The organism is Cryptosporangium aurantiacum (genome assembly GCF_900143005.1).
In the GTDB taxonomy this organism is placed as follows: Bacteria; Actinomycetota; Actinomycetes; order Mycobacteriales; family Cryptosporangiaceae; genus Cryptosporangium; species Cryptosporangium aurantiacum.
Window position 1 is genome coordinate 58210 of record NZ_FRCS01000015.1, and the last position, 12356, is coordinate 70565.

Sequence of the window (12356 nt, forward strand, 5' to 3'; positions counted from 1 at the left end):
GTTCCGGGGGGCCGCCCCCGGAACCCAGCTCAGCGGCTGCTCGGCGTGGCCGACCGGGTGACCACGGTCGCCGGGTCGAAGTCGACGGTGTCCTGCTCCTCGAGCGGCGGCATCTCGACGGTGTCCTCCGGCGGGACCGGCCGGGGCAGGGCCGCGGTGCCGAGCACGGTGTCGGGGCCCGGGCGTCGCATCGACGGAGGTACGACCGGCACGGTGACCGGCGGATACCGGCGCCGCACGTACCACCGCACTCCACAAGCCGCGAACGCCCCGACCACCAACGCCCCGACCGCCGCCCCACCGAGCAGCGTGCTCTCGCCCGGCCCGGCCGGGCTCGTCGGCACCGTCGCCTCGGCGAGCATCCGCGCGGCGAGCACCGGATCGGCCGACGCCCGCTCCACCACCAGCGCCGCGATCCGGTTCGCCGCCTCGGCCGCCACCGCCGCCGACCGGCCGGACACCGTGATCGCCACGTTTGCGGTCGTCGCGGGCATCGTGACGTTCAGCCCGCCCTGCAGCTCGGTCGACGGCACCCCGACCGCAGCCGCGGCCTGCCGCACGACGTAGGGCGACGCCGCGTAGGCGACGTACCGCGGCACCATCAGCGTCACCGAGGTCGCGCTCACCGGCCGCTCCCCCACCGGGACGAACGCGATGACCGATTGCGCCGACCAGGTCACCGGCCTGGTGACGACGTGGGCGGCCGCCCCACCCAGCACCGCCACCGCGGTTACCAGGAAGAAGAGCCAGCCACGGAGCAGGGCCGGCGGGCGGTGCCGGGCGGGCGGCGGGGCGTCGAGGGTGGTCAAGACGAGTCCCTTCAGTGAGGTTTTGCGCTCTTTGTATAGTTTGACCCATCTTCGTCCCTTAGGCTGCCGACCCGTGACCCCCTCCCTCCCGCCTGCCGTCCGGACGCTGCTGACCGACGCGGGGATTCCGCCGGAAACGCTGCGAACCGCTGCGTTCGCGGGGCCGCGGCGGCCGGTCCAGCGACTGCTCGGCGACGGGGTGGTGGTCGAGGTCGCGTCGACCGAGACCGGCAGGCTGCGGCTGCGCCGAGAACTCTGGGGACGCGAATGGGCGCGGCAGGTCGGCGTGCCGACCGTCCCGGTACTGGACGCCGACCCGGGCGGCGGCTGGATGGTCGCCGAGTGGTGGCGCCCGCACCCACCCACCGGCACCGAGTTCCTGGACGCCGCGGTCACGACCGCGCTGCGGATCGCCGGTTCGCCGCCACCGCAGCCGGGTCCACCCCCGGCACGGTGGACGTCACCCCGGTGGGCGGCGCCGATCCGGCTGGCCAGGGGCGCGCTGGGCGGGGTTCCGACCCGGCTCTGGCTGGCGGCGCGCCGGGCCGCCGCCGCACTGCCGAGCGTCCCGGTGGCGCACGGCGACTTCTACCACCGCAACGCGCTGTGGTGTCCGGAGCAGGGCGGCGTCCACGTCGTCGACTGGGAGTACCTGGGGCACGGACCCAAACACGGCGACCTGCTGCGGCTCTGGACGCTGCTCCCGCACCGCACCGACCGGGACGCGCTGCTCGACCGGCTCTTGGCCCTGACACCGCCCGGCGAGCACCGGGCGGTGGGGACGTTGGCGCTCTATCTGGCGTTGCGGCTGCTCGGCGAGAACGTCAAGGGCCAGCGGGCCGACCGGCACCGGGCCGACCTGGACCACGCCCGGACGATCCAGCCGGAGGCCCGGGCGGTGGCGCGATCGCTGGACGCCTGGCCCGTGTGAAGCCCGCGCCGGTCAGCTGCTCACGGTGGCCGGGGGACGGCGTCCGCGGAGTAGTTCGCCGTAGAGGTCGAGCAACCTCGCCGACGAGTCGTCGCCGATCGTCAACGCGGCGCGGCGCCGGCCGGCGTCTGCCGCAGCGCGGGCGGCCTCGTGATCGGTGAGCACGGTCACGACGGCCCCGGCGAGCGCCTCCGGATCCTCCGGCGGCACGATCCACCCGGTTCCCGGCGGTACCGACTCGGCCATGCCGTCGACCGCGGTGACGACCACCGGACGCCCGAGCGCCATCGCCTCCAGCGGCACCAGCGACATGCCCTCCCAGCGCGAGGGACAGACCACGACGTCGGACGCGTAAAGCCAGCTCAGGGCTATGGAACGGTCCACCGGGCCGGTGAAGTGGACACCCTCGGCGCCGACCTCCTCGACCGCGGCCTCCAGCGCCGGCCGGGCCACCCCGTCGCCGACCAGCACCAGGCGCGCACCCGGGATCGCCGCCCGGACCGCGGGCCACGCGTCGATCAGTACGTCCTGACCCTTCTGCCGGGCCAGCCGGGCGGTGCAGACCGCCACCGGGACGCCGGGCTCGACCCCGAGCGACTCCCGAACCTCCTGGCGCGAACGCGCCCGGATCGGCTCCACGGCGCCCGGCAGCACGGCGTTGGGCAGCACCTCCATCCGGCCGCGCAGACCGTGGGCTACCCCGGTGTCCCGCTCGGCCGCGCTGACGCAGACGACGACGTCCGTCCACCTCATCGCGTGTCTCTCCCAGCCGAGCACCAGGCGTCTGAGCGCACCGTCTACCGCCTGGAACGACCAGGCGTGGGGGCTGAAGACGGTCGGAACCCGGCCACGCAGCACTGCCCGCCCGATCAGCCCGGCCTTGGCGCAGTGCAGGTGGACGACGTCCGGCCGGATGTCCTCGAAGATCCGCCGGAACTGCTGGGCCTCGGCCAGCATCCCCGGCCCCGGCCCTCGCGCGGCGCGCCAGGTGACGACGTCCGCGCCGCGGGCACCGGTGAGCGCCGCGAGCCGCCCGCCGGGGCACGCGACGGTCACGTGCACGCCGTGCTTGGCCTGGTACTCGACATAGTCCCCGACGCAGTGGGCCAGACCGGTGTTGACGGCATGGGACACATGCAGAACCTGGACGGACGACACTAATAACCCTCCAGTACACAAAGTCTTCGTTCTTGCTTTTATCGTCGTAAAGAGACTAAAACGACCCAGGCGACCAGTGAGCGTGCCACAGCCGGAGCCACCGACGCGAGCCACGCCACGCCGGGGCGGGCCCGCACCCCCACCGCGACCGGCCTACCGGGAGGACAAGCACCGATGGCTCATTCCGCGATCACCCGACCGCTCGAAGCGCTGGTCGTCACGCCCAGCGGGGTTCTCGGGGGTGCGGAGTCCTGGCTGCTCTCGATGCTCGACCACACCGATCGCCTGCAACCGCGGGTGGTGATGCTGGAGGACGGCCCGCTGCGGGCCGAGCTGATCCGGCGGGGCATCCCGGTGACCGTGCGGCCGGTGGGACGCACCGGCGCCGCGATCGCCGCCGCCACGGCCTGGCTCGCGCGGGCGCTGCGCGCGGTCGACCCGGACGTCGTCATCGGCAACGGCGTGAAGGCCCAGTGCGTGGTGGCGCCTGCGGCGCTCGCGGTCGGTGTCCCGTCGGTGTGGGTCAAGCACGACTACAGCTACGACCGACGACTGGCGCGCGGGCTCGCCGCGGCATCCGGCCGGGTCGTCGCGACCGCCGACGACGTGGCGCTCGCCGCCCGCCGCGCGGACACGCTGACGATCACCCCGCCCCGCCCCCGGCCACCGCACTCGCGGGACGAGGCCGTGCAGGTCCTCCGCGCGCTGAACGTGCCCGCCGACGAGCGGCTGATCCTGGCGATGCCGGTGCGGTTCGTGCCGTACAAGGGCATCGACACCGCGATCCGGGCGCTCGCCGAGCCGTACGCCGCCGGCTGGGACCTGCTCGCGATCGGCCCCGACGACCCGAGCCGCCCCGGCGAGCGGGACCGGCTGGCCTCGCTGGCTGCCGACTGGGGTGTGGCCGACCGGGTCCATCTCCGGCAGAGCGTCCCGTCGGTCGGCCGGTTGCTCGCCGGTGCGGACGCCGTGGCGGTGCTCACCCGCCCGGACGGTCCGCGCACGCCCGGCCGCGAGGGTTTTGGTCTCACCGCGCTGGAAGCCCAGCTGGCAGGCGTCCCGGTGATCGCGGTCGACGACGGCGGGCCGGTCGCCCGGCGGATCGGACCGCAGCCGTTGGGCTCGGTCAGCCGGTCAGCGGGGATCCTGGTGCCGCCCGCCGACCCGGCCGAGGTCGCGGGTGCGCTGGCCGCGCTGGACGACGCCGAGGTCCGGGCGGCGCTCGGCGCCGAGGGCCACCGGCGGTCGGCCCACCACCCGGACGCGGTGACCCAGGCCGCCCGGTTCGCCGCGCTGCTCGCCGAGGTCGCGCGCCGGCCGGGCGCCGGGCTGTGCCGAGTCTCGGCACCGGCGATCAGCGTGGTCAGCCCGGTGCTCGACGAGGCACCGGTGATCGACGGCCTGATCGGCACGCTCGCCGCCCAGCTCGGCCCGGACGACGAGTACGTGCTGGTCGACGGCGGGTCGACGGACGGCACCGCGGAGCGCATCGCGGCGTGGCACGCCGAGGACCGGCGGATCCGGCTGGTGCGCCACGGCGGCGGGACGATCGGCTTCAGCCGCAACCGCGGGGTGGAGGCGGCACGGCACGAGTTCATCGCCTGCACCGACGCCGGCTGCACACCGTCGGCGACCTGGCTGGACGGGTTCCGGGCCGCCGCCGCGGAAACCACCGCGGCGGCACGGCGGCTCGGGGAGAACCCGGCCGAGTTCCCGATCGAGTTGTACGTCGGCGTGTACTCGGCCGCGGTGCGCGCCGGGCGCTGGTTCGAGCCCGCGATGGCGGCGATGAACTGGCCGGACCCGGAGGAACTGCGGCGGCGGACCGCGCTGCGCGCGCTCTACGGGCGGCTGTTCGGCCGGTCGTTCTCCGCGTCCCGCGTCGACGGGCGGTCGGTCGGGTTCACCCGGGATGTCTGGGCGGCCGCCGGTGGGTTCCCGGAGGACCTGCGGACGGCCGAGGACGAGGCGTTCGGCCGCGCCGTGCGGGCCGTCGGCGCCCGTACCGCGCTGACCCTGGACGCCGCCGTGACGTGGTACCAGCGCGTGGGCGTCCGGGCCGCGTTCGCGCAGTTCCGGGGCTACGGGCGGGGCGGTGGCACCGGCCGGTCGGGCGCGCTGCTGCAGCGCGACGCGATCCGCTTGGGCGGTTACCTGGGCGCGACGGCGGCGATCGTCTGGGGCGGGACACCCGGCCGCGTGCTGGCGGCCGCGGGTGCTGCGGCGTACTTCTCGCTTCCGGTCGCGCGGGTGCTGCGACGGGGTCAGTCGCCGCTGGTGCTGCCGCTGGTGCCGGTGGCTGCGGTGCTCAAGGACGGGGCCAAGCTGGTCGGCACCGCCGAGGCACTGCTGGCGTCTCTCACCGCCCGCGACCTCGCCACGTGGACGCCAGGGCGCCACGACGCCCCTCCCCGTCCGACGCCTGAGACCGCCCCGCCCGGCTACCGGCCACGCCACCGAGCCGACGCCCGGCCCGGCGCGACGGCGCAGCACCTGGTCACCGCACACACCGCCCACCGGCATGTCGTCGAAGGGCAGGTCGTCGCGGAGGGCCGGGTGCCTGCGGCGGCCGGGCAGGTCGCTGAGGCGGAGACGTGAGCGCACCGCCGGCGCAGAGCCGAGCCGTCCGCGGCGCCCCGGCAGCCACCGTTGCCCGGGGCGACCTGGTGCCGCTCTGCGCGGTGGCACTCGTCTTCGCCGGCCCCGCCGTCGGTGACCGGCCCGTTCCCGGTGGCGGCGGTGACCTGCAGGTCGTCCACGTCGTCTGCGTGACCGCGATCGCCGTCACCGCGCTCTGGGCGCTCGCCGGGCGACTCCCGATCCAGGCCGCGCTGAGCAGACGCGAGATCCGCCCGCCGCTCTGGTTCGGGCTGGGCCTGGTCGCCGCGGCCGCCGCCGCCACGCTCGTCGCGGTCAACCAGTTCCGCGGGCTGAAGGTCACCGCCACCTACGCCGCCGGGTGGTTGCTGCTGGTGGCGGTGCTGCTGGTCGCGACGTCCCCCGGTCGGCTGCGGACGCTCGTCGGCACCGCGGTCGTCGGCTCGCTGACCGTCACGCTCCCGATCCTGAGCCAGGCCGAGCGCTTGAAACCGGTCTACGGCGGCGCGGTGGTCCGCAACCGGGCACAGTCGATCTTCGCCGACCCCAACCAGTTCGGGTGCTACGCGGCGCTGATCGTCCTGCTCGCGGTCGGCTGGTTCATCGCAGCGCCGAGCCGCTGGGAGCGGGCGCTCGCCCTGGCCGGTGGGTCGGGGGCGGCGGCCGCGCTGGTGCTGTCGCTGAGCCGCGGCGCCTGGCTCGGCACCGCGGCGGGGCTCGTGGTGGCGGCGGTGCTGCACCCGGCGGTGCGGCGGGCGCTGATGACCGCGGCGGCGCTCGGGGCGACGCTCGTGGCCGCCGGGGTGCTGCTCACGTTCACGGGTCCGGCCGAGGTGCGCGGTGGCCCGGCGGCCGGCGTCGTCGAGGTGGTGGTGGACCGGCTCGCGGTGATCGACGACCGCGCCGCGAACCCGCACGACGTCCGGCCGATCACGTGGCGGGAAGCCGTGCGCCAGTTCAGCACGCACCCGGTCCTCGGCAACGGGCCCGGGTCGTTCAGCACGCTCGCGGCGGAGTCCCCGTCGGTCATCCAGTTCGCGCCGCGGCTGCACGCGCACAACGCGCTGCTGCACCTCGGCGCGGAGACCGGCGTCGTCGGGCTGTTCGCCGGGGTGGGGTTCGCCGCCGGCTGCGGTCTCGCGGCCGTGGTGACGGCCCGCCGCCTGCGCCGCACGGCGGTCACCGCGGAACGCCGGACGTTGGGTCTGGTCGTCGGCGCGACCGGCGCGCTCGTCGCGCTGTCGGTGCACCTGATGGTCGACTATCCGATCCGTAACCCGGTGCTGATGGTCACCGCGTGGTCGGTGGCCGGCCTGCTGCTGGCCGCCGGTGCACGCCGATGACCTCGCTCCCCACCCGGCCGCCGTCCACCGGCACCGAGGACGCCCAGCGCAGCGCCGAGCTCCGCGGGATCGCCAGGGCCGGCACGATCAGCCTGATCGGGTCGGCGGCCTCGGCCCTCCTCGGGTTCATCCTGGTCGTTCAGGTGAGCCGGGGGCTGGGCGCGGCGGGCGCCGGGGCGTTCTCGGTGGTCGTCGCGGTCGCGATGACGCTGGCGGTGGTCGGCCGGTTCGGCACCGACACCGCGCTCGTGCGGATGGCGCCCCGGTTCCGCGCGCTGGGCCGCACCCGTGACATCAGCGCCGCCGCGGTGGCCGCGTTGGCCCCGGTCTTCGTCGGCACGACGCTGCTCGCAGTGGCGGCCTGGTGGGCGGCTCCGCAGCTGGTCCACGCGGTGTTCGAACAGCCGGCCCCACCCGGGGCGGTGTGGCTGATCCGGGTCGGCGTGGCCACGGTGCCGCTGGCCGCGACCGGGTACGTCGCGCTGGCCGTCACCCGCGGACTGGGCAGCGTCGTCCCGCTCACGCTGGTCGAGAGCATCACGAAGCCCGCGCTGCGCTGCGTGTTCGTCGGGGTGGCGGTGGCGGCCGCGCACCAGCAGTGGCCCGCCGCGCAGCTGTCGGCCGGGCCGGTGCTGTGGACGACCGTGGCCTGGGCCGTCCCGACGCTGCTCGGTGGCGTCTGGTCGGCGGTCCTGGCCCACCGCGCCCTCCGCGAGGTCCGCGCCGAACTGCCCACGCCCGACGGCGCGAACGGCCCGGCGCACGCGCCCGACAACCCCGCGAACGCCGCGGGCGGCCCCAGCGGCGCCGCCGCCACATGGCGGGAGCTGTGGTGTTTCGCCACGCCGCGCGCCGCCGCCTCCGCCTGCGAGATCGCGGGCATGCACGCCGGCCTCATCCTGGTCAGCGCGCTCGCCGGGGTCGCCGACGCCGGGGTCTACAACGCCGCGCTCCGGCTCGCGCTAGCCGGGACGCTGGCCCTGCAGGCGCTCCGGCTGGCGATCGCCCCGACACTGGCTCGGCTGCTCACGGTCGGCGACCTGGCCGGCGTCGAACACCTGCACCGCACCGCCGCGGTCTGGATCACCGTCGTCTCGTTCCCGCTCTACCTGGTCTTCGCGGTCTGGCCGACCGAGGTCCTGCGGCTCTTCGGCCCCGGGTTCTCGGCGGGCGGTCCGGCGCTGGCGCTGCTGGCCGCGGGCACGCTGGTCAACTTGGCGACCGGGCCGGTCTCCACGCTGCTGCTGATGAGCGGCCGGTCGACGTTCACGCTCGCCGTCACCGCCACGTCACTGACCTGCGGAATCGCACTCGCCGTGCTGCTGATCCCGCAGTACGGCGTCACCGGTGCCGCGCTCGCCAAGGCGGCGGCCGTGGTCGGTGAGAACCTCGCGGTCACGCTGATCGTGCGCGGCACGGTCGGCGTCCGGACGCTCTCCCGCCCGCTGTTCCGTGCCGCGTTCGCCGGCGTCGCGTGCTTCGTGTTCCCGGCGCTGGCGTACGACCTCGCGACCGGACACCCGGTGCCGGACTTCCGGGCGGCGATCATCCTCGTCCTCCTCGGCAGCGCGGCCTACCTCGTGCTGCTCCGGCGGTGGCGGACCGAGTTCGCGCTCGCCGATCTCGCCGCCGCACTCCCCACCCACCGACTGCGGCTGCCCGGCGTCCGACGACGCCGCCCGGCTGAGCCGGAACGTCCGGTCGAGCCGCCACCGCGCCGGACCGACACCCCTCCGTCCGCTGCGAGCAAGGAGTTCCGATGAATCCTCCGAGCATCCCTGACGTCGAGCGACCCCAGCAGTCACCGGTCGAAAAGAGTTCGTTGAGCATGCTTCGCCACGTCGAGGTGCCGGATCCGCTGCGCGCGGCCAAACGCCGGGTGCCCCGTCCGGTGAAGCGGGTGATCCGCCGCGCGGTGCGCCGCTACGGCGAGCACACCGCCGACCAGCGCACGCTGCCCGACTTCCTGATCATCGGCACCAAGCGCGGTGGCACCACGTCGGTCTGGAACTGGCTGGTGCGGCACCCCAACGTCGCGCCGATGTTCCCGGCGCTGCAGCAGATCAAGAGCCCGCACTACTTCGACATCCACTACCACCGCGGCGAACGCTGGTACCGCTCGCACTTCCCGAGCCGGGCCGCGCTCGACCGGGCCGCCCAGCGCAGCGGCATCCGGCCGCTGACCGGCGAGGCCAGCCCGTACTACCTGTTCCACCCGCTGGCACCGGAGCGCGTGCAGCACACCGTTCCCAAGGCGCGGCTGGTCGCGCTGCTCCGCAATCCGGTCGACCGCGCGTACTCGAACTACTGGGAGCGGCGCGGCTCCAACGCCGAGTGCCTGCCCACGTTCGAGGCCGCGATCGACGCCGAAGAGGAGCGGCTGCGCGGCCAGACCGAGCGGATCCTCGCCGACCCGGACTACTACTCCTACCACCACGACTGGCACAGCTACCTGGCCCGCGGCCGGTACGTCGAGCAGGTGGCCCGGTGGCTCGAACGGTTCGGCCGGGCGCAGCTGCTGGTCATGCCGTTCGAGGACCTCCGCAAGGACCCGATCGAGGCCTACCGGACCGTCCAGGAGTTCCTCAGCCTGCCCGTCGTCGAGCCGCCCCGGCTGCCACACCACAACAAGCTGCCGGCTCCGCCGATGGCGGCGGCGACCAGGGAGCGGCTCGTCGAGTACTACCGCCCGTTCAACGCCCGCCTGACCGAACTGCTCGGCACTCCCTTCGACTGGGACCGCTGAGCCCGTCAGCAGCCGGTCGAACCCGATCGGCGGACTCCCGAGGAGAAACGTGCGCCAGGACCCCCATTCGACTCAATCCCGCCGCCCGCGTCTCGGACGCGCCGCCACGGCGCTCACGCTGCTCGGCGCCGCGATCGGACTGTCCCCCGCGGCGCCGGCGCCCGCGACCGTCAGCGCCGCGGGCACCGCGTCCACCCGCGTCTTCACCGCGGACGCCCAGCCCACCTGGCAGACGAACGGAACCGTGTGGGCGGTCACCCACGTCGCCGGGGTGATCTACATCGGCGGCAGCTTCTCGACCGTCCGCCCGCCCGGCGCGGCACCCGGCACCCGGGAGGTCGCCAGGGACAACCTGGCCGCGTTCGACGCCCGCACCGGGAACTTGCTGCCGCTCTCCCACCGGTTCGCCTCGCCGCAGCACACGTTCGGCGAGTCGAAGCCGGACGTGTCCTGCGACGTCGACTGGGACGCTCAGACCTACACCTGCGACACGATCTACCGGATCAAGGCGTCGCCAGACGGTTCGGCGATCTACGTGGCCGGCGACTTCACCACCGTGGACGGTCAGGCACGAAGCAAGATCGCCGCGTTCCCCACCGCGAACGCGACCCGGGTCAACCCGTCGCTGGATCCCGGCTTCGTCCCGACCGGCGTCAACTCCCGCGTCCGCGCCCTCGCGGTCGGGTCGAGCGCGGTCTACGCCGGTGGCCTCTTCACCCAGGCCGGCGGTCAGGCGCGGGAGCGCGTCGCCGCGTTCGACCGGCGTACCGGCGGGGTGACCGCGTTCAACGCGAACGCGGACGGCGAGGTGATCGCGATCTCGCTGTCCGCCGACGAGACGCGGCTGGTCGTCGGCGGCAACTACAACACGCTGAACGGCGTCGCCCAGCACGCGCTCGGCGCGGTCAGCCCCACCACCGGCCAGAGCACGGCCTGGGCCTGGCGTGGCGTCCCCCGCACGTCGTACATCACCGACATGACCGCGGACAGCAACGCTGTCTACCTGACGGCCAACGGCGAGGGGACGTGGGACGGGCGGGCCGCGGTCGACCCGCAGACCGGCAAGCTTCTCTGGTTCGACAGCTGCCTCGGCGCGTCGTGGGCGGTGGCGCTGCACGGCGACCTGCTCTACACCGGATCACACGCGCACAACTGCAACGACACCGACGGCGGCTTCCCGGAGCAGGCCACCGACCAGGCCGAGCCGCGCTACTACCGCCTGCTGGCGCAGACCACCCGTGGGAACAGCACGACGATCCAGTACTGGTTCCCGTCGACGAACGGCGGTGACCCGAACATCCCGGCGACCCGGTCGCCGTCGAAGCTGGGGCCACGCGCGATGGCCAGCGACGGCCGGTCGCTCTGGGTCGGCGGCCAGTTCACGACCGTCAACAACGTGCCGCAGCAGGGCCTGACCCGGTTCACGCTCACCGCGCGGTCGAAGGCACCGTCGACGCCGGCCGCGCCGACCGTCCAGAACAGCGGGCAGAACCAGGTGACGGTCACCTGGCGCGGGGTCGAAGACCTGGACGACCCGACCGTGACGTACCAGGTCTACCGCGGCTCGACGCTGGTCTACCGGGGCCGCGCGTCGGCCAAGCCGTGGGAGACGTCGAAGAGTTACTCGTTCACCGACCGCGGTCTCACCGCGGGCACGACCGTGCGCTACACGGTCCGCGCGGTCGACGCCCGCGGTACCGCGGGCGCGTTCTCCCCGGCGGCCACCGCGACCGTCGGCCGGAGCGTGGAGCCCGCCGAGGACTGGTCCGACCCGTGGAGCGGGGGCTGGAACCAGCAGGACCCCTGGTCCGAAACAGACTGGAACTGGGGCTGGTAGGCAGGCCCGATAGCGGCGGGGCCCGGCATCTGCCGGGCCCCGTTCACTATTTGGACGCTGCGATCGCCGACAAGATCGGGGTGGCGAGTTCGGGCCGGCAGATCAGCAGGTCAGGCTGGTACGGGTTCGGGTTGTTGTAGCTCAGCGGCGACCCGTCCACCCGGGACGTGTGCAGACCCGCCCCGCGCGCCACGACCACCGGCGCCGCCGAATCCCACTCGTACTGCCCGCCGTCGTGCAGGTACGCCTCGGCCTGCCCGCGGACGACCGCCATCGCCTTCGCACCCGCCGAACCCATCGGCAGCAGCTCGGCTCCGAGCTTCTCGGCCACCGCCTCGGCATAGGCGGGCGGACGGCTGCGGCTCACCAGGATCCGTGGCTTGGCCGCCGCCGGACGCAACTGGGGCGGCTGTTCGCTGGTCAGCGTCGGGCCGAGGCCGGGCAGCGCGACCGCGCCCGCGACCAGCTCACCGTCCTCCCAGAGCGCGACGTGGATCGCCCAGTCGTCCCGGTCGAGCTCCGAGTACTCGCGGGTCCCGTCCAGCGGGTCGACGATCCAGACCCGCCGGGCCGACAGCCGCGCGGCGTCGTCGGCGCCCTCCTCGGAGAGCACCGCGTCAGCGGGCCGGAGCTTGGCCAGGGCCGCGGTCAGAAAGTCGTGGGACCGCCGGTCGCCGTCGGCCTTCAGCCGGCTCGCGGGCATCGGCTTGCGGGTTCGCAACCGGAGCAGGATCACCCCGGCGTGCGTGGCCAGCAGCCGTGCTAACTCGACGTCCGAGTCACAGGTCATCCGTACCGCGACGGTATCCGGGAAATCGGGCTCGGAGAGTGTCACCAGGCCCTCCACTCAGTCGGCCGGGCTGCCGTAACCACCTGTGTTACCCCCTGACCCCGGTGCCGCTTGCTCGACACCCTGTCTCCTGAAGCCTTGCAG

9 protein-coding genes are annotated in these 12356 nt (G+C 74.4%); 6 read left to right on the top strand and 3 right to left on the bottom strand.

Annotation, left to right across the window (positions count from 1 at the left end; translation table 11 throughout):
- Positions 1-29: 29 nt before the first annotated feature.
- Positions 30-809 (bottom strand): YveK family protein, encoded by a 780-nt coding sequence (locus tag BUB75_RS34575; RefSeq protein ID WP_073263288.1) that lies wholly within the window; start codon positions 807-809, stop codon positions 30-32.
- Between the two features lie 73 nt (positions 810-882).
- On the opposite strand from BUB75_RS34575, the gene BUB75_RS34580 reads away from it, so the two are divergent.
- Positions 883-1740, top strand: a complete 858-nt coding sequence (locus BUB75_RS34580; protein WP_073263290.1) for a phosphotransferase — start codon at positions 883-885, stop codon at positions 1738-1740.
- A gap of 12 nt (positions 1741-1752) precedes the next feature.
- Here the strand turns inward: BUB75_RS34580 and BUB75_RS34585 are convergent, their stop codons facing one another.
- Positions 1753-2874 (bottom strand): glycosyltransferase, encoded by a 1122-nt coding sequence (locus tag BUB75_RS34585; protein WP_218617951.1) that lies wholly within the window; start codon positions 2872-2874, stop codon positions 1753-1755.
- 198 nt (positions 2875-3072) lie between these two features.
- Here BUB75_RS34585 and BUB75_RS34590 point away from each other — a divergent pair, with 198 nt between their 5' ends.
- The 5 genes from BUB75_RS34590 to BUB75_RS34610 are packed head-to-tail and all read left to right on the top strand — an operon-like array spanning position 3073 to position 11422.
- Positions 3073-5496: a glycosyltransferase gene (locus tag BUB75_RS34590; RefSeq protein ID WP_073263293.1), complete on the top strand. Its 2424-nt coding sequence runs from the start codon at positions 3073-3075 to the stop codon at positions 5494-5496.
- Positions 5493-6839: an O-antigen ligase family protein gene (locus BUB75_RS34595; RefSeq protein ID WP_073263295.1), complete on the top strand. Its 1347-nt coding sequence runs from the start codon at positions 5493-5495 to the stop codon at positions 6837-6839. Before BUB75_RS34590 ends, BUB75_RS34595 begins: the two co-directional genes overlap by 4 nt.
- Entirely contained in the window at positions 6836-8602 is a 1767-nt protein-coding gene (locus BUB75_RS34600) for an oligosaccharide flippase family protein (protein ID WP_143175607.1), read from the top strand. Before BUB75_RS34595 ends, BUB75_RS34600 begins: the two co-directional genes overlap by 4 nt.
- The gene (locus tag BUB75_RS34605) at positions 8599-9585 is read left to right on the top strand and encodes a sulfotransferase domain-containing protein (RefSeq protein WP_218617952.1); all 987 of its coding nucleotides are present in this window, start codon (positions 8599-8601) and stop codon (positions 9583-9585) included. Before BUB75_RS34600 ends, BUB75_RS34605 begins: the two co-directional genes overlap by 4 nt.
- Before the next feature lie 49 nt (positions 9586-9634).
- Positions 9635-11422 carry an NHL repeat-containing protein gene (locus tag BUB75_RS34610; protein ID WP_073263301.1) on the top strand — a complete coding sequence of 596 codons (1788 nt, stop codon included), beginning with the start codon at positions 9635-9637 and terminating at the stop codon, positions 11420-11422.
- A 46-nt stretch (positions 11423-11468) separates the two neighbouring features.
- Here the strand turns inward: BUB75_RS34610 and BUB75_RS34615 are convergent, their stop codons facing one another.
- Positions 11469-12212, bottom strand: a complete 744-nt coding sequence (locus BUB75_RS34615; protein WP_073263464.1) for an inositol monophosphatase family protein — start codon at positions 12210-12212, stop codon at positions 11469-11471.
- Positions 12213-12356: the final 144 nt, after the last annotated feature.

Excerpts from the sequence above, each read along its gene's own strand:
- BUB75_RS34605 (WP_218617952.1), top strand. The coding sequence starts at position 8,599 with ATGAATCCTCCGAGCATCCCTGACGTCGAGCGACCCCAGCAGTCACCG.
- BUB75_RS34615 (WP_073263464.1), bottom strand. The coding sequence starts at position 12,212 with ATGACCTGTGACTCGGACGTCGAGTTAGCACGGCTGCTGGCCACGCAC.
- BUB75_RS34590 (WP_073263293.1), top strand. The coding sequence starts at position 3,073 with ATGGCTCATTCCGCGATCACCCGACCGCTCGAAGCGCTGGTCGTCACG.
- BUB75_RS34600 (WP_143175607.1), top strand. The coding sequence starts at position 6,836 with ATGACCTCGCTCCCCACCCGGCCGCCGTCCACCGGCACCGAGGACGCC.